The 22927-nt window shown below is 73.5% G+C and carries 18 protein-coding genes; 12 read left to right on the top strand and 6 right to left on the bottom strand.

The window, feature by feature from the left end; translation table 11 throughout:
• Window positions 1-91: 91 nt before the first annotated feature.
• The 4 genes from ABZ851_RS20085 to ABZ851_RS20070 all read left to right on the top strand — a co-directional run bounded on the left by ABZ851_RS20085 (window position 92) and on the right by ABZ851_RS20070 (window position 2937).
• Entirely contained in the window at window positions 92-1045 is a 954-nt protein-coding gene (locus ABZ851_RS20085; RefSeq protein ID WP_361129205.1) for a PAC2 family protein, read from the top strand.
• A gap of 147 nt (window positions 1046-1192) precedes the next feature.
• Window positions 1193-1783, top strand: a complete 591-nt coding sequence (coaE, locus tag ABZ851_RS20080; protein ID WP_361129202.1) for a dephospho-CoA kinase — start codon at window positions 1193-1195, stop codon at window positions 1781-1783.
• A gap of 161 nt (window positions 1784-1944) precedes the next feature.
• The gene (locus tag ABZ851_RS20075; protein ID WP_361129551.1) at window positions 1945-2283 is read left to right on the top strand and encodes a cupin domain-containing protein; all 339 of its coding nucleotides are present in this window, start codon (window positions 1945-1947) and stop codon (window positions 2281-2283) included.
• A 222-nt stretch (window positions 2284-2505) separates the two neighbouring features.
• Entirely contained in the window at window positions 2506-2937 is a 432-nt protein-coding gene (locus ABZ851_RS20070) for a tetratricopeptide repeat protein (RefSeq protein ID WP_361129199.1), read from the top strand.
• A 109-nt stretch (window positions 2938-3046) separates the two neighbouring features.
• Here ABZ851_RS20070 and ABZ851_RS20065 read toward each other — a convergent pair whose 3' ends face one another.
• Both ABZ851_RS20065 and ABZ851_RS20060 read right to left on the bottom strand, forming a co-directional pair.
• Window positions 3047-3361, bottom strand: coding sequence for a DUF6343 family protein (locus ABZ851_RS20065; RefSeq protein WP_361129196.1), 315 nt, complete (start codon window positions 3359-3361; stop codon window positions 3047-3049).
• 46 nt (window positions 3362-3407) lie between these two features.
• A complete protein-coding gene (locus tag ABZ851_RS20060; RefSeq protein WP_361129193.1) occupies window positions 3408-4997 on the bottom strand; it encodes a UvrD-helicase domain-containing protein in 1590 nt (529 codons plus the stop codon).
• Between the two features lie 488 nt (window positions 4998-5485).
• On the opposite strand from ABZ851_RS20060, the gene ABZ851_RS20055 reads away from it, so the two are divergent.
• From ABZ851_RS20055 to ABZ851_RS20045, 3 genes are all read left to right on the top strand, one after another.
• Window positions 5486-8446, top strand: coding sequence for a DEAD/DEAH box helicase (locus ABZ851_RS20055; protein WP_361129190.1), 2961 nt, complete (start codon window positions 5486-5488; stop codon window positions 8444-8446).
• Window positions 8443-9933, top strand: a complete 1491-nt coding sequence (locus ABZ851_RS20050) for an SWIM zinc finger family protein (protein WP_361129187.1) — start codon at window positions 8443-8445, stop codon at window positions 9931-9933. Before ABZ851_RS20055 ends, ABZ851_RS20050 begins: the two co-directional genes overlap by 4 nt.
• A 1134-nt stretch (window positions 9934-11067) precedes the next feature.
• Complete coding sequence (locus ABZ851_RS20045) at window positions 11068-11874, top strand: helicase-associated domain-containing protein (RefSeq protein ID WP_361129184.1); 807 nt, start codon at window positions 11068-11070, stop codon at window positions 11872-11874.
• Window positions 11875-11938: 64 nt separating this feature from the next.
• Here the strand turns inward: ABZ851_RS20045 and ABZ851_RS20040 are convergent, their stop codons facing one another.
• Complete coding sequence (locus ABZ851_RS20040; protein ID WP_361129181.1) at window positions 11939-13570, bottom strand: FAD-dependent monooxygenase; 1632 nt, start codon at window positions 13568-13570, stop codon at window positions 11939-11941.
• A 726-nt stretch (window positions 13571-14296) separates the two neighbouring features.
• Between ABZ851_RS20040 and ABZ851_RS20035 the strand changes: the two genes are divergently transcribed.
• From ABZ851_RS20035 to ABZ851_RS20020, 4 genes are all read left to right on the top strand, one after another.
• Window positions 14297-15241, top strand: a complete 945-nt coding sequence (locus ABZ851_RS20035; protein ID WP_361129178.1) for a zinc-binding dehydrogenase — start codon at window positions 14297-14299, stop codon at window positions 15239-15241.
• A 153-nt stretch (window positions 15242-15394) separates the two neighbouring features.
• Window positions 15395-16324, top strand: coding sequence for an IclR family transcriptional regulator C-terminal domain-containing protein (locus tag ABZ851_RS20030; RefSeq protein ID WP_361129175.1), 930 nt, complete (start codon window positions 15395-15397; stop codon window positions 16322-16324).
• A 63-nt stretch (window positions 16325-16387) separates the two neighbouring features.
• On the top strand, window positions 16388-17026 hold the full coding sequence (locus tag ABZ851_RS20025; protein WP_361129172.1) for a uridine kinase: 639 nt from the start codon (window positions 16388-16390) through the stop codon (window positions 17024-17026).
• 158 nt (window positions 17027-17184) lie between these two features.
• Window positions 17185-17646, top strand: coding sequence for a type II toxin-antitoxin system PemK/MazF family toxin (locus ABZ851_RS20020; protein ID WP_336049399.1), 462 nt, complete (start codon window positions 17185-17187; stop codon window positions 17644-17646).
• 75 nt (window positions 17647-17721) lie between these two features.
• On the opposite strand, the gene ABZ851_RS20015 is transcribed toward ABZ851_RS20020, so the two are convergent.
• The 3 genes from ABZ851_RS20015 to ABZ851_RS20005 all read right to left on the bottom strand — a co-directional run bounded on the left by ABZ851_RS20015 (window position 17722) and on the right by ABZ851_RS20005 (window position 19890).
• On the bottom strand, window positions 17722-18264 hold the full coding sequence (locus tag ABZ851_RS20015; RefSeq protein WP_361129169.1) for a DUF1697 domain-containing protein: 543 nt from the start codon (window positions 18262-18264) through the stop codon (window positions 17722-17724).
• Between the two features lie 51 nt (window positions 18265-18315).
• Window positions 18316-18819 (bottom strand): methylated-DNA--[protein]-cysteine S-methyltransferase, encoded by a 504-nt coding sequence (locus tag ABZ851_RS20010; protein WP_361129549.1) that lies wholly within the window; start codon window positions 18817-18819, stop codon window positions 18316-18318.
• A 186-nt stretch (window positions 18820-19005) separates the two neighbouring features.
• Complete coding sequence (locus tag ABZ851_RS20005; RefSeq protein ID WP_361129166.1) at window positions 19006-19890, bottom strand: glycerophosphodiester phosphodiesterase family protein; 885 nt, start codon at window positions 19888-19890, stop codon at window positions 19006-19008.
• A gap of 677 nt (window positions 19891-20567) precedes the next feature.
• Between ABZ851_RS20005 and uvrB the strand changes: the two genes are divergently transcribed.
• Entirely contained in the window at window positions 20568-22700 is a 2133-nt protein-coding gene (gene uvrB, locus ABZ851_RS20000) for an excinuclease ABC subunit UvrB (protein WP_361129163.1), read from the top strand.
• The last annotated feature ends 227 nt before the right edge of the window (window positions 22701-22927 follow it).

The following is a 22927-nucleotide window of genomic DNA, read 5'->3' as shown; positions in this document are numbered from 1 at the left end:
GAGGCAGGGCGGCTGCCGTGTCATCGGGAACCGGGAATGCCCGCGCGCAATCGTGCGTTGCCGCTGAGGAGAACGAGGAGGAGCAGTCACTGTGTTGGATCCCCAGGGTATGTACGAATGGGAGCCGAGCGGGCTCGCGGAGGTGGAGGCGATCGCCTCCAGGGACTCCGCCGGACTGGTGCTGCTGTACCACTTCGACGGGTACATCGACGCCGGCGAGACCGGCGACCAGATCGTTGAACGGCTGCTGGACGGCTTGCCGAACCAGGTCGTCGCCCGCTTCGACCACGACCGCCTCGTCGACTACCGCGCCCGCCGCCCGCTGCTCACCTTCGAGCGCAACCGCTGGACCGCCTACGAGACCCCGGGCATCGAGCTGCGGCTCGTACGGGACGCCACCGACGCGCCGTTCCTGTTGCTGTCCGGACCCGAACCGGACGTCGAGTGGGAGCGCTTCGCGGCCGCCGTGAAGGAGATCGTCGAGCGCCTCGGCGTACGCCTCTCGGTGAACTTCCACGGCATCCCCATGGGCGTGCCGCACACCCGCCCCGTAGGCATCACCCCGCACGGCAACCGCACCGATCTGATGCCCGGGCACGGCGGGTTCTTCGACGAGGCACAGGTGCCCGGCAGCGCGGAGGCGCTGATCGAGTTCCGGCTGGCGGAGGCGGGACACGACGTTCTGGGCGTGGCGGCGCACGTTCCGCACTACATCGCCCGGTCCGCTTATCCGGATGCCGCGCTGACAGCGCTGGAAGCCGTGACGGCCGCGACCGGGCTGGTGTTGCCGGGGGCCGCGCATGCGCTGCGCACGGAGGCGCTGCGGACGCAGGAGGAGATCGAGCGGCAGATCTCGGAGGGCGATGAGGAACTGGTCGCGCTGGTCAGCGGGCTGGAGCATCAGTACGACGCGGTGGCCGGGGCGGAGAGCCGGGGGAACTTGGTGGCCGAGCCGGTGGAACTGCCGTCGGCCGATGAGATCGGCAGGGAGTTCGAGCGCTTCCTGGCGGAGCGCGAGGGCGACGGCGGCGCGGGCGGGGCCTGAGCGAGCCGGCACCTGCCGGGGGTGAGGGGGAGGGGCATGTGTGCGCCGGGACGTGAGTGAAGCCGGGCTTGCGGAAGGCCGGAGGGGAGCAGGCCGGAGCTGTCTCCTGCTCTCCTGCCGTCCGCGCGCAGCGTATAGCGTGGGCCCATGGTGAAGGTGGGGCTGACCGGCGGAATCGGTGCGGGCAAGAGTGAGGTTTCGCGCTTGCTGGCGTCGTACGGCGCGGTGGTGTTGGACGCGGACAAGATCGCACGCGAGGTCGTCGAGCCGGGTACGCCCGGACTGGCGGCAGTGGTCGAGGAGTTCGGGGGCGACGTACTCGCACCGGACGGCACGTTGGACCGGCCGAAGCTGGGCCGGATCGTGTTCTCCGACCCCGGGAAGCTGAAGGCGCTGAATGCGATCGTGCACCCGCTGGTGGGGGCGCGGTCGGCCGAACTCGAAGCCTCGGCCGGGCCGGACGCGGTGGTGGTGCATGATGTCCCGCTGCTGACGGAGAACGGCCTGGCGCCGCTCTACGACCTGGTGGTCGTGGTCGACGCCGCGCCGCAGACCCAGCTGGACCGCTTGGTGCGGCTGCGCGGCATGGCGGAGGAGGAGGCCACCTCACGCATGGGGGCCCAGGCCACCCGCGAACAGAGGCTGGCCGTCGCGGATCTCGTCATCGACAACGACGGGCCGCTGGACGCGCTGGAACCCCAGGTCCGCGCCGTATGGGAGCGGCTGCGGAGCGCCTGAGGCCGGAGGGTAACCTCGCCGCCATGACTGCTGCTTCCGACCTTGACGCCACGAACTCCGCGACCGGGCCCGCCCGCACCACGGAGCCGGGCTCCGGCCCCGGCTCGGTTGCCGAGTCCGCCGCGCCGCCCGTTGCCGGTGACCCGGCGCCCGCCTCGTTCGTGGTCAACATCCCCGGCATCGCGGATGCCGATCTGGAACCTGACCCGTTGGACCCCTCCCAGATCGTCGCCGGTGAGCCGGTGGTGACGGGCAAGGTGTTGTGGGAGTCCCCCGACGGGCAGCAGATCCGCGGAATCTGGCAGATCACACCGGGGGTGGTGACGGACACCGAGGCCAGTGAGCTGTTCGTGGTCGTCAGCGGGCGCGCCACCATCGAGGTCGAGGGCGGCTCCGTGCTGGAGGTGGGGCCCGGCGATGCCTGCGTGCTGCGCGCGGGCGACCGCACGCGGTGGACCGTACACGAGACGTTGCGCAAGGCGTACCACATCAGCCTGTAGGGAAGCGGACCGGTGGCGAGCGCAGGACCGGTGGTGAGCGGCCGGCGGTGCTCCTCAGCCGGCCGCTCACCACCGGTCGGCGGTGCTCGCACAGGGGGCCGAAAGCCCCGGTTGAAGCCGTGCCGGCCGGGGAATGCCGCGGCCGACGGGAATGTTGTGCAGCAGGTAACGCCGTACGGTCCGTGGACGTGCATGCGCCGACGGCGACGGAGAGGAGCAGTCGTGCCCGAGACCAGCCCCGAGACGCATGTCATCGACTTCCGCGCCGCGGAGCAGCTGTTGGCGGCCCGCGACCCACGCGGGGCGATCCGGCTGCTGGACTCGGTCATCACCGCGCACCCCGAGAACACCGCGGCCCGGCTGCTGCGCGCCCGTGCCTTCTTCCTCGCCGCTCAACTGCGGCCCGCGGAACTCGAGTTCCAGATCGTGCTGGAACGCGAGCCGGACAACGCCTTCGCGCATTTCGCGCTCGGACGCACCCTGGAGCGTGCCGACCGCGCCGAGGAGGCGCTGCGCCACTTCCGGCTGGCAGCGGCTCTCGAACCGCGCCCGGAATTCATCGAGGCCGCCCGCTTTCCGCTGGGTACGGGCAACGGCGACGGTGGCGGCAACGGCGCCCATGACCGGGGACACCCGGACGCCGGTCCGGAGTAGTCGCGCCGTCCGCGACCCGCCGCACTGTCCACGCCGTCCGCGCCGATCGCGGCCGACGCGGCGCCCCGCCTTCGCCGCAAGCGTGACGTCGCGTCCCGCGTCGCGGTGGCTACGGTCTGCGATCCCGTCTCCGCCCCGGGCCGCTCCGTATGCCGAACGCGTCGTTGCGCCCTCGGTCGGGGGCGTACGGCGGTATGTCCCTTCCCGGCTGGTAGTGCGGTCCCTGGTGGATGTGGCGGATCACCACGGCCAGGTCGGTGGCCGCCACCAGGGCCAGTGCGGCACAGGCCGCCGCCCACTCAGGTCGCCCGGTATCGATGAAGGCCACGGTTCCGGCGATCGCCCACAGCAACCCCCACAGCGCCAGTCCGCAGCGGATTCTCAGCGGGCTGCGTGCCTGAAGGGGCTCATTTCCCGTACGCATCGGCACCCATCTCCCACCTCCAGGATCCTCCCGATCGGCCTGCCCGTCACCTGTCTCCGGCACCTCTTTCCCTGCTGTGCGCTGTGCTTTCCGCCCCCTCCGCCGGCTGTCCGGCGGGCTCTCCTGCGGTGGGGCACGGGCCGGGGAGCGGGGCAGGGGGCGGGTCGCCGGCGGGGTGGCTGTTGATCCAGGACAGTCCGCCGATGTCGAGCAGCGAGCGGGCGCGGGTCACGGCCACGTAGGCCAGGCGCGCCTCGTCGAGGTCGACCGGGCCGGGCAGCGGGGTCCCGTCCTCGCCCGGCTCGTCGAGGTCGTCGGGCCCCGTGAAATCGTCCGCGATGCGCACGCTTGCCCACTCCCGGCCCTTGGCCCGGTGTGCCGTCGACACCGTCACCTCGGCGGAGTCCTCGGGTGAGAGCTGATCCAGGGCGCGCAGCAGCGCCTCCGTGCCGTGTGCGTCGACGAGTTCCGCCAAGGGGAGCAGATCGTGTCCGGCCGGGTCGGACTCCGCGTACTCGCGCAGTTCGGCCCAGGTCTCGAAAAGCATCAGCTCGGGGTGGCCGGTGCGGCGGCCGGCCTCGAGGTCGTACGCGGCGCGGGCGAGGGCGCTCAGTGCTTGGCCGCCGCCGGCGAGGGCGACCCGGCGGCCCGCCTCCAGCTGCCCGATGACCTCCGCCATCGCTCCCACATTCGTCCGGCACAGGATCGCCTCCGGCACGGGAACCCTGCGTAACTCCGTCTCCCGGCAGGGCGATCCGGTGAGCCGGATCGGGGCGCCGGTGATGGTGAGCCAGCGGTTGGCCTCGGCCGCAAGAGCCGGGCCGAAGCGGAACGACCGGGAGAGGCTGAGCTGTCTGCCGTCGAACCCGGTCATGACGTCGCGGGCGCCGCGCCAGCCGTAGATGGCCTGGGCCGAGTCTCCTACCAGCACCAGTTGTGCGTGGTCGCGCTGGGCCGTGAAGACCTGCTCGACCACGGGGCTGGTGTCCTGCGCCTCGTCCAGGAGCAGGAAATCCACCGGGATGACGGGCTCGCTCAGCGCCCACATCTTGAGGTAGTGGTCGTGCTCGAAGCGGACGACGCCGTGGTCCGGATGCTGCAGGTCGGCCCAGGCCTTGCGCGCGTAGGGCAGGACGAGAGCGGCGAGTTGTGCGTGCAGCGGCGCGGATTCGGCTCCGCGCGGCAGTGGGACGTGATGGGGCGCGATCTCCTGGTCGGCCGACTGGCAGAAGCGGGTGACGGTGCGCAGGACCGTGTAGGAGAGCGCCTTGTGGGTCACCTTGCGTGCGCCGAGGGGGACGGTCATGTCCTCGTCGATGCCCAGGGCGGCGCCCGTGCGCCATCCGGCGCGCCGGGGGGCGTTCATACGTGCCTGGAAGCGCTTGCCCACGGCGGTGTAGGCGAGGGAGTGGGCGGTTCCGCAGGACACCTCGGCGGGGAAGGTCCGCGCGGCATGGCGCGCGACCGCTCTGTTGAAGGCGATGTAGCGGCCTGATCGGCCCTGCCGCCGCGCGGTGCGGGCGAGCATCGCGAGGGTGGTGGTCTTGCCGGTCCCGGCGCCGGCCTGGATCACCAGATGTGCGCCGGTCGGAAAGGCCTCCGCCGCGGCGGATTGTTCGGGCGTGGGGAGGTGCATGTCGTGCTCCTCATCGACGCGGGTTGATTACTGAGAGTGATGATGTGGCTCACCGTAGCGGATTTCGGGCCGAGGGTGAGAGAGATTCCGCGGGCCTGTGGATAACCCCCGGCCCGCGCGCGGAGGGCCTGGTCGGGACGCATTGTCAGTGCTGTCTGCTTCCATCGACCGGGAAGGGCCGGGACCGCGGCGGGACGAGAAGCGCCGTGCGCTCACTGCACGCGGCCGGGGCTGCGGTGCCCGGCGCTCCGAGGGAGGTGTGAACGCTGGGGAGGGAAGCGGAAGACGTGGTGCGTGCGACCGTAGACTCGCAGGTCGGGGGCGCCGGACCGGGCCGTTCGCGGCAGGTTCCGCGAGCACCGCGGCCCGGGTGGAACGACCACGCGGTGCCCGATCGAGCCGTGCACGACGACGCAGCGAATGATCAAGCCGGGCACGACCACGCGGTGCGCGACCGTGCAGTGAACGAACGAGCAGTGAGGAAGGGCATGACCAGGCGGAGGGAGGCGGCAGGGGAGGCCCGGCCGCCCTCGGGCCCGTCCGCGGCCGGGCCCGAGGGCGCGGGCGAGAGCGGGGGAACCGGCGCTGTGCCGGCTCGCTGCGCCGCGGTCTTCCTGCCCGCCCTGCCCGGCCGGCCGCCGCGCGCCGGGACGATCGCTCTGTGGCGGCCCGATGGCGGCCCCCTCCCGGACGTCGGAACCGGGGACGCCGGAACCGGGGAGGACGGCGGGGCCGCGCCGGGCGGCGACGGGGCCGTCAGGCCGGGGCAGCTGACCGTCGTCCGCCGCCATGGGAACGGCGCCCGTAGCCGCACGGTCCCCGCCGTGCTGCTCTCCCTGGCCGAGGCCGTCCCCCTGCTGGTCCGTGCCCGGCACGACCCGGCCGCCCACCCGGCCGCCGCCTGCTGGGGCGCGGCCACCCTGCATGCGCTGCATCTCGCCGCCCGCGGCAGGCTGCTTCCCGGGCTGACCGCCGAGGACGCCGACGCCTGGCGCGCCGGGCCGCTGGACCCCGACGACATCGCGCATCTCCGGGCCATCGCCGCCGCCATGCCCGCCGAGGCCCACGCCGTGCCGATCGCCGGCAGCCGCCCGCTCCAGGTGTACGACCCGGCGGCCCTGGTACGGCTCTACGTGGACGCGGTCGCCGACGCGCTGCCGCGTACCCCTGCCGCCGGGCTGGTCGCCGGTGCCCCGTTCGCCGCGACCGAGCCCCAGCACCTTCCCGGCGCCCGGGACTGGGCCGCCGAGGTCGCGGCCGGTGCCGACGCGGGGGTACGCCTCTCCCTGCGCCTCGATCTCGCCCCGCACAAGCTCTTCGACCGGGGGCAGGAGAGCGGGGCGGGCGGAGCCGAAGAGCGCAGTGCGGCGGCCGCCGTCCTCCAGGTGCACAGCCTCACCGACCCCACCCTGGTGACGGACGCCCGCGAGCTGTGGGACGGCGAGGAGCCCGCACATTTCGGGCCGCGCTCCCGTGTCGACACCCTGCTCGCCCTGCGGCGCGCCGCCCGTATCTGGCCCCCGCTCACCCGCCTACTGGAGCAGCCCGTTCCCGACGTACTGGCGCTCAGCGAGGACGAGTTGTACGCGCTGCTGGGGGAGGCCGCACCCCGCCTGGGCGCCGCGGGAGTGACCGTCCACTGGCCCAGGGAGCTGGCCCGCGGCCTGACCGCGACGGCGGTGCTGCGCCCGGCGCCGGGCTCCGCCGCCGACGGCTTCGGCTTCTTCGACACCCGTGAACTCCTGCAGTTCCGCTGGCAGGTGGCGATGGACGGGGTGCCGCTGAGCGAGGCGGAGATGGACGCCCTCGCCGAGGCGCACCGCCCCGTCGTCCGGCTGCGCGACCAGTGGGTCCTGGTCGACCCGGCGCTCGTCCGCAAGGCCCGCAAACGCGAACTGGGCTACCTGGACCCGGCCGAGGCCCTGGCCACGACACTCGACGGCACCGCCGAGGTGGACGGCGAGGAGGTCGACGTGGTGCCCGAGGGCGCCCTCGCCGCGCTGCGCGCCCGGCTCACCGCCGAGGCCCGGCCCCTGCCCCAGCCGCCGGGACTGCGGGCCACCCTCCGTGACTACCAACTACGGGGCATGGCCTGGCTCGACACCATGACCTCCCTCGGCCTCGGCGGTTGCCTCGCCGACGACATGGGCCTGGGCAAGACCCTCACCGTCATCGCGCTCCATCTGCACCGCCGGCCCGCCGCACCGGTCCTCGTCGTCTGCCCGGCCTCCCTGCTCGGCAACTGGCAGCGCGAGATCGAACGCTTCGCCCCCGGTCTTCCCGTACGCCGCTTCCACGGCACCGGCCGCAGCCTCGACGGCCTGGCGGGCGGCTTCGTGCTGACGACGTACGGGACGATGCGCAGCAGCGCCCCCCAACTGGCCGGACACCCGTGGGCCTGGATCGTCGCCGATGAGGCCCAGCACGTGAAGAATCCGCGTTCCTCGACGGCCAAGGCACTGCGCAGTATCACGGCACCTGCCCGGATCGCCCTCACCGGCACGCCCGTGGAGAACAACCTCTCCGAGCTGTGGGCTCTCCTCGACTGGACGACCCCCGGACTCCTCGGCTCCCTCAAGACGTTCCGTGCGCTGCACGCCCGGGAGGTCGAGGGCGGCGAGGACGCGCGGGCGGCCGAGCGGCTGGCCAGGCTGGTGCGCCCGTTCGTCCTGCGCCGTAAGAAGTCCGATCCGGGCATCGTCCCGGAACTGCCGCCCAAGACCGAGACGGACCACCCGGTGGCGCTGGGACGCGAACAGGCCGCGCTGTACCGGGCCGTCGTCCGCGAGACCCTTTCCCGGATCGAGAACGCCGAGGGCATCGCCCGCCGCGGCCTGGTCATGAAGCTGCTCACCGCCCTCAAGCAGATCTGCAACCACCCCGCGCAGTACCTCAAGGAGGCCGCGCCCGGTCTCGCCGCGCGTTCCGGGAAGCTCGAACTCCTCGACGAACTCCTGGGCACCATCCTCGCCGAGGGCGGCGCCACCCTGGTCTTCACCCAGTACGTGGGCATGGCGCGGCTGCTCGAACACCACCTGACCCACCGGGGCATCCCGGTACAGCTCCTGCACGGCGGCACCCCCGTCGCCGAACGGGAGAAGATGGTCGACCGCTTCCAGTCGGGCCACGCCCCGGTCTTCCTGCTCTCCCTGAAGGCGGCCGGCACCGGCCTGAATCTGACCCGTGCGGGACACGTGATCCACTACGACCGCTGGTGGAATCCGGCGGTGGAGGAGCAGGCCACCGACCGGGCCTACCGCATCGGCCAGACCCGGCCCGTCCAGGTCCACCGGCTGATCGCCGAGGGCACGGTCGAGGACAACATCGCCCAACTCCTCAGTGCCAAAAGGGCGCTCGCCGACGCGGTGCTCTCCGGTGGCGAGAGTGCGCTCACCGAACTGTCCGATGCCGAACTGGCCGACCTCGTCTCCCTCAGGAGGCCCGGATGACCCCCCGCCCCGCCTCCGGGCGCGCCGCCGCCGCGGACCGGCTGGCCCGCGCGGACCGCTCGCGCACCTTCCCGCCCCTCCCGGCCCGGACCGGAGCCCGCGGGCTGTTCGCCGAATCCTGGTGGGGCAGCGCCTGGCTGGACGCGCTGGAGACCACGGCCCTCGACAGCGCCCGGCTCGCCCGCGGCCGGACCTACGCCCGCGACGGCCATGTCGACACCATCAACGTCACCCCGGGCCGCATCGTCGCCACCGTACGCGGCAGCAGACCCCGCCCCTACAGCGCGGAAATCCGCCTCAACACCCTCACCGACCAGGAGTGGGACGGACTCCTGAACGCCGTCGCCGCGGAGCCCGGACAGCTCACCGCCCTGCTGGCCAAGAAGCTGCCCCAAGCCCTGGCCGACGGCGGGGCGCGCCTTCTGCCGGGGCCGGGCGACCTCGTCCCCCGGTGCTCCTGCCCCGACCACGGCAGGCCCTGCAAGCACGCCGCCGCGCTCTGCTTCCAGGTCGCCCGCCTCCTGGACGCCGACCCGTTCGTCCTGCTGCTGATGCGCGGCCGCGGTGAACGCGAACTCCTCGACGCGCTCTCCCACCGCAACGCCGCCCTCACCGCCCGCGAGGCGCGCGCCCACCGGCCCGCCACCCACCGGCCGCCCCCGCACCGCCCCGCGCCCCTGGGCGGAACCCCCCACACCGGCACCGCAGCGAGCGCCGCGGCGGCCACCGACGCGGCCTCCGGGGAGCCCGCGGCAGCGGGCGGGCCGCGGGCTCTCCCCGGTGTGCTCGCCAGGGCGGCGCTCGCCGACCGTCCCCGCCCGCCGCTCCCTCCGCCACTGCCGGCCCCCTCCCGGCCCGGCCACCCGCCGGCCCTTCCGGACGCCGACCACCTCCCCTTCGACCCCGCGGCCCTCGAATTCCTGGCGGCCGACGCCGCGGCCCGTGCCCATGCCTGCGTGTCCGCCGCCGGATCCGCAGGGCCCGGCGATGGGCGGCGCCCCGAGGACGGGCGGTATTCCGGGGGCGGGCGGCCGCTCGTCCCCAGCCCCTTCCCGGCGCTGCCCGTATGGGAGGACGCCGTCCGCCTGGCGGCCACCGCCCATCCCACCGCCGGCCTGACGTCCGCCACCCGGGCCCTCTACCGCGACCTCGCCGCGGCAACCGGCCGGACGACCACGGACGTGGCCCGCTCCGTCGCCGCCTGGCGGCAGGGCGGCCGCGAAGGCCTCGCCCTCCTCGAAGCCGCCTGGAACCCGCCGGCCGGCGACTTCGACCGGGCCCGCAGCGCCCTCCTCGCCGCGGACCTCCCGGCCCTGCGCCCGCGCCACAACCACCTCACGGACGCCGAGCGCGGCATCCAGCTCCGTTTCGGCCACGACCACCGCTGGTATCCGTACGAATCCGAGCCGGGCGCCGAGGACTGGTGGCCCACCGGCCCCGCGGACCCCGACCCCGTGGGCGCCCTCACCACGCTGCTCGCGCGATGACTAACCTCGACGCCGTGGAAGGTCTCGATGCTGTCACCCGATCCCTCGCCCGGCGCACCCCCGAGCAGCTCGCCGCGCTCCTCACCCGGCACGCCGAACCGCTCGCCCGCCGGCCCGCCCCCACCGAACTGCGCGGCCTGGCCCAGGCGTTGTGGTCCTACGAAACCCTCCACCACCTCGTGCTGCACCTCGACCACCCCCGGCTCCAGGTGCTCGCCACCACCGCCCGCATCAGCCAGGAGCGGGCCGGGCGGGACGCCCCCGGCCCCGCCGCCCCGGCCCCGGGCGCCGACTACCAGTCCCTGATGGCGCACCAGCTGTCCTTCGCGCATCTGGCCACCGAACCCGTCCCGCCCGAAGACGTCTACGCCGCCCTCGGGGCCGCCGCACCCGGCCCCGCGCGCACCGCCGCCGAATCCGCACTGCGCCGGCTCTGCGACGACGGACTCGCCGCGCCGGCCGAGGACGGCACGATCGTCGTGCCGCCGCGCGCCCCGCAGCTCCTCGCCGCCCACGACCTCGGCCCGTTCCTCGCGCACGCCCCGCAGCCCGCGCCGGAGAGCACCGCCCCCGGAGCGCCCGCCGCCACCGTCCCCCCGACCTCACCGCACGACGAATCCCGGGCCGCCGCGGCGACCCTCGCCGCCACCCTCGACCGGCTGCTGGCCGCCCTGGCGACGCAGCCCGCCGCGCTGCGCAAGTCCGGCGGGCTGGCCGTACGGGAGATCAAGCGGCTGGCCAAGGCGGCCGGCGCCACCGAACCGCACACCCGCCTCCTCCTCGACCTCGCGCTGGCAGCCGACCTGATCGCGCTGACCCGCAGCCCGTCCGGCATCACCGCACTGCCCACCGGCGCCTACGACGACTGGCTCGCCCGCCCGCCCGGCGCCCGCCTCGCCCCGCTCCTGGCCGCCTGGTGGGGACTGTGGGACATCCCCACCCACACCCCGTCCGGCGAGACCCCGACCGCGCTGGTCCGTGGCCACGACCGGCACGCCCCCGCCCTCCGGCACGCGCTCCTCGCCGCCCTGGCCGCAGTCCCCGTCGACGGGGGACCCCCTCTCCCGCCGTTGCCGTTCACGGAGCCCCCACGGCAGGAGACGGGCACCCGCACCCCGTGGGAGGACCTGCTCGATGCCGCTGACTGGCATCGCCCCCTCGCTGTCACCCGCCAGCCGATGGCCGGTGAACGCGCCGCCCACCCTCCACGAGGCCGCCTGCCTGGGACTGGTCGCCCACGGCACCCTCACCCCCCTCGGCCGGGCGCTGCTCGCCGACCCGCGCTCCCTCGACGAGCCGCTGGGCGATCTGCTCCCCCCGCTCCTCGAACAGGCCCACTTCCAGGCCGACCTGACCGCCGTCGTGCCCGGCCGGCCCACCGCCGCGCTGCAGGCACTGCTCACCGCCGCGGCCGACCGGGAATCCGAAGGCCACGCCGTGACCTGGCGGTTCACCCCCCGCTCCGTACGCCGTGCGCTGGACGCCGGGCACCGCGCCGAAACCCTCCTCGACGACCTCGCCCGCGCCTCGACGACCGGCACCCTGCCGCAACCGCTCGGCTACCTCGTCCGGAACGCCGCCCGCTCCCACGGCCGGATGCGTGTCCTGTCCGCCGCCTGCTGCATCCGCTCCGACGACGAGGCGCTGGTCGACGAGCTTGCCGCGCACCGTGACCTGCGTGACCTCGGGCTCCGGGGCATCGCCCCGACCGTCCTGGTCAGCAGCCGGCCGCCGGCCGCCACTCTGGACGCGCTGCGTGCCGCGGGCTACGCGCCGGCCCTGGAATCCGACACCGGCACCACGACCGTCGAACGCCTCCCCGCCCACCGGACCAAGGCCACCGCCCCGCCCCGCAGTTCCCATGCACCGCTCGCCCTCGCCCACCGCCTCCTGGGGCTGCCGGCACCCTCCCAGGAGGCCTCCACGACCGGTGCCCCGTGACCCGTTGCCGGGGCGGCGGAGGCTGCCCCGGCACCAGCGGCGCGTCGGACAAGCGGTGCAGGCCTCAGCCGTCCGCCGGTTTCCGCCGGCCGGCCCCGCCGATACGGCGCAGGGCGGTCGGGCGGAAGCCGAGGCGCGGGAGGCGTTTCGCGGTGGTCGGTGAGCCGGGGGGCGGTGCCGACGGCTGGCCCGGGGCGGACGACGCGGCGGAGAGCGTGGTCGCGGGCGTCGCCGCGAGGGCGGACGCGGCACCGGCCGCTGCCGGGGGAAGCGGGGCGGCGGACGGCGCGGGACCGGCCGCCGCGGGCCGCGGGGGCGGGAGCGCCTGCGGCGAGACCGGCCCGCCCGCCGCACCACTTGCCGCCGGTCCGGTCCGTGCCGTGTTCCGGAGCAGACCGAGTACGGCGAAGGGGCGCAGGACCGGGGCCGTCGGAGCGAAGGGCGTGACGACATCGAGGTAGGCGCGGCTGACGGCGGGCCGGCCGGCGGCGGGGGAGGGGAGCACCGTGCCGGTGGCCAGGGACCAGGGTGCCCGGGCGAGGCGTCCGAGGCTCCGCTGCACCTTCCGGGCGAGCGCCGGCTCGTCGATCCCGTGCCGCCGCAGTGCCCCGCGCAGCACGGCGGCACCATGGGCGGCGAGGGCCAGGCCCTGACCGCAGTCGGGGGCGAGCGAGACCACGGCACCGCCGAGGGCGATGAACCCCGTCGGCCAGGACGGCAGTTGTTCATAGCGCCGCCGCCGGCTGGTGGTGTCCCGGGACAGCCGCACCTCGCTCAGCGGCTCGGCATCCGCGATGAGGTCGCCGATGACGCCGTTACCCGTGCGGCGCGCGAACGGCACGAACCGGCCCGCGTGTTCGGAGGGCCGGTCGTCCCCGGTGCCGGTGAGCGTGACCAGCCAGCGCCCGCCCTCGATGGGGATCAGCGTCGCGGTCTTGCGGGGAACCGGGCGCCGCGGCACGACAGCACCGGGGGCCGGGGTGGTGAACGCCGAACGGGTGGTGAGCACCGGACAGTTCTCCATGCCGTCGGGGGCCCGGAAGATACGGGTCGCCGAGACGATGTCGCAGTCCGCGCGGTCTTCGCGGGCCGTGGGCAGCCCCAGCGCGGCCAGCCGGTCCCGGGTGGTGGAGTGCCGGCCGGTGGCGTCGACGACGAGGTCGGCGTCCAGACGGTACGTGGCGCCGGTGGTGGTGTCCCGGACGCGCACGCCGGTGATGTGTTCCGCGGTGCCGGTGAGCCCGGCCGCTTCGGTTCCGTCGAGGACGCTCACCCCCGGGAGGGCCGCCGCCTGTTGGCGGACGACCCGGTCGAGCAGATCGCGGGAGCAGGCGATCAGCTGCTCCCCACGTGACCGCCGGACCGGCCGGCCCGGCGGCCGCCGGCCGGCGGACTCCGCCGGTTTCGGCAACCTGCGGGCGCCCTCGGCCAGCCAGCGTTCGAGGCTGCCGGGCAGCAGGGCGTCGATCAGCCGTGCGCCGTGCGCCGTCAGCAGATGGGCGTGCCGGGCCCGCGGAAGATCCGTGGGCAGGGCGGGCGTCCGGGGCAGCCGGTCGCGCTCGACGACGATGACATCGGCGTGTTGGGACAGCGCCGCGGCGGCGAGCATGCCCGTGAAGCCGCCGCCGAGCACCACGGCGAGGTAAGGGTGGTGGAACTGGAGCCCGTTGCTGCTCGTCGTGCTCGATCCGTTCATGGGCAGTCCCTTTCTCGGCGGCGGAGCACGGATCCCCGGCGGGTGCGGGCCACGTCCAGAAAGGGCGCTGCCGCATACGGTCGGGAACGCCGGCGCGCGGCGGCGATGACGGCGTCGGTGACGGCGGTGAACGAAGCCGTCAACGAGAACGGCAGGGACGCGGATGCGGTCCGCAGCATGCGCAGAGGTGCCGGTGGAAGCGGTTGCGCTCGTTGTGGGTCCCGGCAGGCCGACGCGAACGCCGGCCTGCCGCCCCCCGATTTCCCCATCATGATTCCCCCTCAGGCCGTGCCCGCGCCGCCCCGCGCACCGCCACGTCCTCCTCCGCCACCCGCCCGTGTCACCGGGTGGGGCGGGCGAGCACAACTGCCTCGTGGATTGAGCTCTGCCCCGGGGGACGCAGCCGTCACATCCGGTCAACGGCAGGCACCCTTCCGGATCGTAGGCGGCGGCGATCACATCCGACAGCCGGGTGGGAGAGAGCGGCGCGTGGTGGCCACCCCGGAGATACCGATGGGTAGATCTGCAGCAAAACGGTGCAATGGGCGGAAACTGCTGCGGCGTTTTCTCGCGACGCGAGAAAGACGGGCCGGAATATCTCGTGCGGGGAGGGATGACGGCGCGCGGAGCCCCGCAGGTTGGCGGGAAATGATCGGGTACCGACGGACAGCCGACGGGCCTGCCTACCCTGTGCGGGCACCGGACTGGAGAACCCGAGGGAGAGTCGTGCGCGCGATTGTGATGCGAGAATTCGGCGGCCCGGACGTGCTGCGGCTCGAGGACGTTCCCGAGCCCGCGCCCCGCGCCGGCCACTCGCTGGTCGAGGTGTCCCTGGCCGGCATCAACTACGCGGATGTGCACGTCCGCGGGGACTCCTATCTCGCACCCGTCGAGCTGCCGTACGTACCCGGGAACGAGGTCGTGGGGACGGTGGACGGCGGACGGCGCGTCGTCGGGCTGTGCCGCGGCGGCGGATACGCGGAGCGGACGCTGCTGCACCGCCGCGTGACCTGGGACGTCCCCGACGCCATCAGCGACGCACAGGCCGTTGCGCTGGCACTGCAGGGCAACAGCGCCTGGCATCTGCTGTTCACCTCGCTGCGCCTCACCGAGGGCGAGACCGTCGTCGTACCGGCCGCGGCGGGCGGCGTCGGTTCGCTGGCCGTCCAGCTCGCCGCGCATGCCGGGGCCAGGGTCATCGGCCTCGCGGGCTCCCCGGAAAAGCGCAAACTGGCCGAGGAACTGGGCGCCCACGCGGTGGTCGACTCGACCGCCGAGGACCTGACCGAGCGCATCCTGGACGCGGCCGGCGGACCGGTCGCGGCGGCGCTGGAGATGACCGGCGGGCTCACCTTCGAGCGGACCCTCGCCGCCGTCGCGCCGCGCGGCCGCCTCGCCGTCTACGGGTTCGCCGGCGGCGACCTGGCGAGCGTGCCCACCCGGGAGCTGATGGCGCGGAGCATCACCGTCTCCGGCTTCTGGCTGCCGCAGCTCTACGCGGACCGTACGGCCCTGCCGACGTCCATGCGGGCGCTGTTCGACGCGGTCGCCGACGGCACCCTCAAGCCGCTCACCGGCACCGCCTATGCGCTCGGCGAGGCGGCACGGGCACACCACGATCTGGCCGCCCGCACCCCGACCGGAAAACTGGCCCTCGACATCGCCCGGTAATCCGGGTGACCCGGGGTGCCGGACGGGCACCACGCCTGCGGAAGCGGGCCCCGGGACCGGCCGCGGGAAGGCGCGGCCGGCGGGAGCACCGGCCCGCGGCGCACCTGCCGTACGCCTTCGGGCGCCAACCACTGCCAGGGGAGAGAGCACACGATGGGCAACAGCACCGCAGCCACGGGGGCGTCGGACTCGGCCGCCGTGCCCGCCACCGGCACGGCGCCGCGTTCCGCGGGCCCTGCCAAGAAGGCGCGCCAGGCAGCCAAGGGCGCGTCGTCCACGGGCTCCCGGGCATCGGGATCCGGCCATGCCGAGCGGGTCTTCCTCGTCCAGACGGCCTTCGCCGAACTGGGCGGATCCGCCCACGGCCCCGGTGAGATCGCGGAGTTCACCGGCCTGGACGACTCCGTCGTCTACCGCATCCTGCAGTCCGGCATCTACCAGCGCATCTTCGAACGGGTGGACCGCGGCCTCTACCGGCTGTGCACCTCGGCGGCCCAGCTGGCCTTCACCGCGCTCGACCACCGCCTCGACGGCGCGGCCTCGCAGACCGTGCTGAGCGAACTGCGGGCGGCCACCGACGACGGGCTGGCGTTCCTCTACATGGTGGCGCCGTTCTCCGGCGCGCAACGACAGTGCGTCGACATGGCCGTTGGCGACTCCGACCTCGCGGAGCTGGGGATGACGCCGCGCGATGTACTGTCCGTGACGCGGTCGCTGCGCACCGGTGCCTCCGGGCGGACGATCCTCGCCTACCTGCCGGAGGTGCTGCAGCAGCGGGTGCTGGCCGAACCCGTCCCCGACCAGGCGGGACCCGGTGTCTACCGGGACAACGAGGCGCTGGTGGAGTCCCTGGCCGAGGTGCGCGACCTCGGACACGCCCTCGGGTACGAGGAGTGCATGGCCGGCTGGAACTCCTGTGCGGCGCCGATCATGTGGGACGGCTCCATCATGGGAGCGGTGCTGCTCCTCAAGCTCAAGTCCGAGATGCCGGTGGCCCCCGACGGCGTCATCGAGGCGACGAAGGAGGCGGCGGCCGAACTGAGCCGCCACGGCGCGGCCCGGCCGTCCGCGGACCAGGCCTGAGCGGCGGCGACCGGCCGCCGGCCGCGCGGCGTCCCGCGCCGGGCCGCCGGGCACAATGGCGGGGTGCGGCTCGAAGCGATCACCTGGGAACGGCTCACCGACGCGCTCGCCGAGCGCATCGTCACGATACCGGCGAAGGACGGGAGCCCCTGGCTGCGGGTGGCCCTCGACGGGGCGCCCGCGGCCGCGCCGGGCGAGCTGGCCGGGCGGCTCGCCGAGGCGCTGCGGATCCGGGGGCGGGCGGTGCACCGGGCCGGCACCTTCGGTTTTCTGCGCCCCGCCTCGCTGCGGCTGGAATACGGCCGTGAGGATCCCGACGCCTACCACGACGAGTGGTTCGACCGGCAGGCCCTGTGGCGCGAGGTGTTCCAGCCGCTGGACGCGGGCGGCACCGGGCGGGTGCTGCCCGACCTGTGGGACCCCGCGGCGGACCGGGCGACGCGCAGCGCGTACGTGGAGCTGCCGCCCGGCGGCGTCCTGCTGCTGCACGGCCCTCTGCTGCTCGGCCACTGGTTCCCCTTCGATCTCTCCGTGCATCTGAAGCTGTCTCCGGCCGCGCTCGCCCGCCGCACCCCGCAGGACGAGCGCTGGACCCTGCCCGCGTTCGCGCGCTACGAGGCCGAGACGCGGCCCGAGGAGGTGGCGGACGTGGTCGTACGGGCCGACGACCCCCGCCGGCCGGCCTGGAGCGGCCCGCTCTGAACGTCCGCGCACGGCCTGCGTCCCCGGCCCTCACGACCGCCCCCTTCGTGGGAAAATGCCCTGGGAAAAACCGTACGGCCGACCACTGACAACCGATCCCGGACCGCTGCCGGCGGACCGCTGATCACTGCGCCGGCGGCGGCGGTTAGCGTGACGGAGTGACCACTTCATTCAATGCATCCGACGAGTCCGCCGTGCTGCCCGGCAGTCAGGGGCCCACCGCGACCGTGGAAGCCCGTCCGCAGTCCGTCGGCACCGTGACGATGACCTATGCGCCCGACCCCGACGGCGACCCGGACCCCGGCGAGATCGTGTGGACCTGGGTGCCCTACGAGGAGAACGACGGCCGGGGCAAGGACCGCCCCGTGCTGGTCGTCGCCCGCGAGAGGGGCGGAACGCTGCTGGCCGTGCAGCTGTCCAGCAAGCGGCACCAGAACGACCGGGAGTGGGTCCCGCTCGGGGCCGGCCCCTGGGACCGCGCGGGGCGCGACTCGTGGGTGGCCGTGGACCGGGTGCTGCGCGTGCACCCGGCCGGGATGCGGCGCGAGGCCTGCGCGCTGGACCGGGGCCGCTTCAACCTGGTCGTCAACCGGCTGCGCGAGCGCTACGGCTGGCGCTGACGGCGGGACTCCGGACGTCTGAGCTCCGGGGCGCACAGCCCCGGGGCGCCGGACTCCGGGGAGCGGCTGCGGGGCTCAGGCGTCGGCCAGGGCCAGGAGCTTGGTGACGGTGTTCCAGTTGCGGGCCGTCGCCGTCACCCCGAGCCGGGCACGGCTCACCACCGCGGCGAGCTTGGAGCGGCCGATGCCGCCGGGGCACCACAGATACAGTTCGCGTCCGGTCAGCCGGTACTGATCGGGCGTGAACGCGGCCGGGTCGAGTCCGTCCAGCCGGGAGGTGTCGGCCGGCACCGCCGACAGGAACGTGACATGCAGGCTCTTGGGATCCGCCACGGCCTGCGGAAACGGATTCGCGGCGACGGCGGCGGCCAGCTCGTCGCGGGTCCGGACGACGACCGGCACCGTCAGGCCGAGTTCGGCGGCGATCCGGTCGTGGAGCATCCGGGCCGTCTCCTGCGGTGGCATACCGGGGTCGGCGAAGACGATGTTGCCGGTCTGCAGGAGCACCGAGACCTCGCCGAAGCCCAGGGACTCGGCGAGCTCCAGCTGCTTCGCCTTGGGAAAGGAGTTGTGGCCGCCGACATTGATGCCGCGGAGCAGAGCGATCTGACGGGACATGGGCTGCCCTTCGCAGGAGCCGGCCTCGGCGAGGGCGGACGACGGTCACGATCAGAAGAGCGGAGCGGGCAGCACCCCTTCGAGGGCCAGCAGCAGACGCTTGGTCTCCAGACCACCGCCGAAGCCGCCGATGCCGCCGTCACTGGCGACGACACGATGGCAGGGGACGACGACCGGAAGCGGATTGGCGCCCATCGCGGCGCCCACCGCGCGGGCGGCACCCGGTTCCCCGACCCGGTCGGCGAGGTCCTGATAGCCGACGACGTCGCCATAGGGGACCCCGGAGGCCAGGGCCCGCAGGACCCGGGCGGTGAAGCCGGCGGACTGCGACCAGTCCAGCGGGACGGTGAAGGACCGCAGCTCTCCGGCGAAATAGGCGGTGAGCTCGGCCGTGGCCGTCGCCAGATGAGGCACCGCGGCCGTCGGCGGCCCGCCGAAGAACTGCTCCAGACGGGTCAGCTCCCGGCGGGCCGTCCGCCCGTCGGCATGGAAGACGACACGGACCAGGCCCTCCCGGGTCGCGGCGAGCAGCAGCGGGCCGATCGGGGTCTCCAGCCGCGCCTGGGCCCAGTCGCGCCGGGCCGCCGTCCCTGCCTCCGGTGCGGTGTGAGGCGGCCCCTCCGGGCGCGGAGCCTGCTCGGAATTCGTCACCTGATCAGGGTAGGACGCACCACTGACAATGCCGCGGGGAACGGACCGGCTGCCGCCCTGAGCCCGCTCCCCGCCGCCTCCGGATCCGGCTCAGTCGTCGTCGCCGCCCACCGCGTCGCGCACCACGTCGGGCTTGTTGGTGATGATGCCGTCGACGCCCAGACCGGCGACCTTGACCGCGGTTGCCGCGTCGTCGACGGTCCAGGTGTACAGGTCCAGCGGCCGGCGGTGCGGGCCCTTCAGGCCGTGCACGGCGGCGACGTACTCCGGGGTGACCGCCGTGTGGACGGGGTTGATCTGATCGCAGTACCTCGCGAACTTCGGGAGGTCGGCGACGGACGGGTTGCCGAGGAAGCCCGTCGTGAGGTCCGGCCGCAGGCGGTGCACGGTCTTGAGGGCGTCGGCATTGAAGCTCTGGATGATCAGACGGCCCTTGACGTGCCCCTTGTCCAGCCAGCCCGCGCGGCGCAGCTCGTTGAGGGTCTGCCGCTCGATGCCGGGGTAGAGCTCCGGCGATTTCAGCTCCATCAGCAGGCTCTGGTCGTTGTGCTCGACCTCGTCCATGTAGTCCTCGAGGGTCGGCACCCGCTCCCCGCGGAACTTCCGTCCGAACCAGCTGCCCGCGTCCAGCTTCTCGATCTCGCGGAGCGTGAAGTCCGATACGTTCCACGGGGAGCGGCCGGGAAAGACCTGCTCGACGTTGGTCGTCCGGGCGAGCGAGTTGTCGTGGAGGATGACCAGCTCGCCGTCCTTGGTGCGCTGGACGTCGTTCTCGACCCACTCGAAGCCCAGCCGGTCGGCCGCGTCGATCGAGGCGAGGGTGTTCTCGGGCGCGTACGTCGAGGCGCCGCGGTGAGCGATCGTCACCGGAGCGCGTCCGTCCGGTGCGGCCTGGGCGACGGTTGTGGAGAGGGCGAGCGCGGACAGACCCATGAGCGCACCGGCGGCAACGGTGGCGACGGGGCGAATACGCATACGGACTCCTCGTGACGTCGTGGACGTGAGCTGACGTGAAGTGACGTGAACCGGGTCGGACGGGCAGAGGCTCGCAGCTGTGCCGTAGCGGGAGGCGGTCGTGTGGTGGCCGGGCGCTGAACGGGGAGTGGCCGGTTTTCCGGTGCGGAGCGACACGCAGTTGCAGGATGCCCGGATGGGCCGTGCCACAGACGTACGCCCCGACGCCGTCCAACTTGCCGGAGCCTCGGCATCCGCGCATCTTGACCGATGATGCGTCACCCGTCGTGCGCCTGAACGGTTTTGGTCGAACACCTCGCGGGGCGGTCAGCCGGGCCGGCTCCGTGCGTGGGCGCGTCGCGCTCACGGGCCGCGGCACCGGACCGGACCTGGAACCCGGCCGCGGAGGGGAGCAGGGCCGCTTTCCCGCGTGTCCCGGGTGCCCCACGTGTTCCGCACGTGTTCCGCGCGTCTCCTGCGCGCGAGGGCCCCGACCGGTCCGCGGTGTCCCGCGCTCCGGTGCGGCGCACCGGCCCGTCCGCCCACCGGCCCGTCCGCCCACCGGCCGGCCGCTCCTGCCGCCCCGCCCCGCCCCGCCCCGCCCGGCGCCCGGGAAACGACCCCGTCACGGCCCTCGAAACCGCAGGTCAGAGCGCTGGTCACGTCGATTGTCAGTGCCGAGTCGTACGGTGGATGCCATGCGGCCCGTATCAAACATCGAACGCACGGTGGCGCCCTTCGAGGTCGTCAGCCCCTACCAGCCCAACGGCGACCAGCCCGCGGCCATCGCCGAACTCGACCGGCGTATCCGCGGGGGTGAAAAGGACGTCGTCCTGCTCGGTGCGACCGGCACCGGCAAGTCGGCGACCACCGCGTGGATGATCGAGAAGCTGCAGCGCCCGACGCTCGTCATGGCGCCCAACAAGACCCTCGCGGCCCAGCTCGCCAACGAATTCCGCGAGCTGCTGCCGAACAACGCCGTCGAGTACTTCGTCTCCTACTACGACTACTACCAGCCCGAGGCGTACGTCCCGCAGTCCGATACGTACATCGAGAAGGACTCCTCCATCAACGAGGAGGTCGAACGGCTGCGGCACTCCGCGACGAATTCGCTGCTCACCCGGCGTGATGTCGTCGTGGTCGCCTCGGTGTCCTGCATCTACGGCCTCGGTACGCCGCAGGAGTACGTCGACCGGATGGTGCCGCTGAAGGTCGGCGACGAATTCGACCGCGACGCGCTGCTGCGCCGCTTCGTCGACATCCAGTACACCCGCAACGACGTCGCCTTCACCCGTGGCACCTTCCGGGTGCGCGGCGACACCATCGAGATCTTCCCGGTGTACGAAGAGCTGGCCGTGCGGATCGAGATGTTCGGCGACGAGATCGAGGCGCTGTCCACCCTCCATCCGCTCACCGGCGAGGTCATCAGCGAGGACCGGGAGCTGTACGTCTTCCCGGCCAGCCACTACATCGCGGGCCCGGAGCGCATGGAGCGGGCGATCGCCGGGATCGAGGCCGAGCTGGCGGACAGCCTCGCCACGATGGAGAAGCAGGGCAAGCATCTGGAGGCCCAGCGGCTGCGGATGCGCACCACCTACGACATCGAGATGATGCGTCAGATCGGCTCCTGCTCGGGCATCGAGAACTACTCGATGCACATGGACGGCCGCGAGCCCGGCTCCGCGCCCAACACCCTCCTCGACTACTTCCCGGACGACTTCCTGCTGGTCATCGACGAGTCGCATGTCACGGTCCCGCAGATCGGTGCCATGTACGAGGGCGATGCCTCGCGCAAGCGCACCCTCGTCGAGCACGGTTTCCGGCTGCCGTCGGCCATGGACAACCGGCCGCTGAAGTGGGAAGAGTTCCTGGGGCGCATCGGCCAGACCGTCTACCTGTCCGCGACCCCCGGGAAGTACGAGCTCTCCCGGGGCGACGGCTTCGTGGAGCAGATCATCCGCCCGACCGGTCTGGTCGACCCGGAAGTGGTGGTCAAGCCCACCGACGGACAGATCGACGACCTGGTGCACGAGATCCGTACGCGCACGGAGAAGGACGAGCGCATCCTGGTCACCACCCTCACCAAGAAGATGGCCGAGGACCTCACGGACTACTTCCTCGAGCTCGGTATCCAGGTCCGGTATCTGCACAGCGATGTGGACACCCTGCGCCGGGTGGAGCTGCTGCGGGAGCTGCGATCGGGTGAGTACGACGTCCTGGTGGGCATCAACCTGCTGCGGGAGGGCCTTGACCTGCCCGAGGTCTCCCTGGTGGCCATTCTGGACGCCGACAAGGAGGGCTTCCTGCGGTCCGGTTCGGCGCTCATCCAGACGATCGGACGTGCGGCGCGCAATGTCTCCGGACAGGTGCACATGTACGCCGACAAGGTCACCCCGGCGATGGCGAAGGCCATCGACGAGACCAACCGCCGCCGGGAGAAGCAGCTGGCGTACAACAAGGAGAACGGCATCGACCCGCAGCCGCTCCGCAAGAAGATCGGCGACATCGTCGCCACCCTCGCCCGCGAGGAGATCGACACCCAGGAGCTGCTGGGCACGGGGTACCGCAAGGGCGCCGAGACCAAGGAGACCCAGGGCAAGGCGCCGGTACCGGCGCTCGGCGGGAAGGCCGCGAAGGGCAAGGGCGGCAAGGCTGCTGCGGACCTGACGGACCGTCCCGCCGCCGAACTGGCCGCGCTCATCGAGGAGATGACGGAGCGGATGCGGGCCGCCGCGGCGGAGCTGCAGTTCGAGGTCGCCGCCCGGCTGCGCGACGAGGTGAGCGAACTGAAGAAGGAACTGCGGCAAATGAGGGAGGCCGGGGTGAAGTAGGGGGGAACGGCACGTGCGGAGCGGCACGGGCGGCGGCGGCCGGAGCTGAGGGGGAGTACCGGGGCGGTGCGGGACCGCCCGCCGGGCCGGCCGCCGCGCCCGCCCCGGCCCGGCATCGCCGCACGTGAACGGGGGCCGGCCGGCAGTGCCCGGGTGTGTTGCAGAAGCGCCACAAACGCGGGTCCGGCGCGCCCTGGGCCCGTCGCCGTGCGTAGGGTCGAAGGGGC

This window comes from Streptomyces sp. NPDC047049, from assembly GCF_040643995.1.
In the GTDB taxonomy this organism is placed as follows: Bacteria; Actinomycetota; Actinomycetes; order Streptomycetales; family Streptomycetaceae; genus Streptomyces; species Streptomyces mooreae.
Note: the sequence above shows the minus strand (reverse complement) of the source record. Positions and strands in the feature narration are given on the sequence as shown.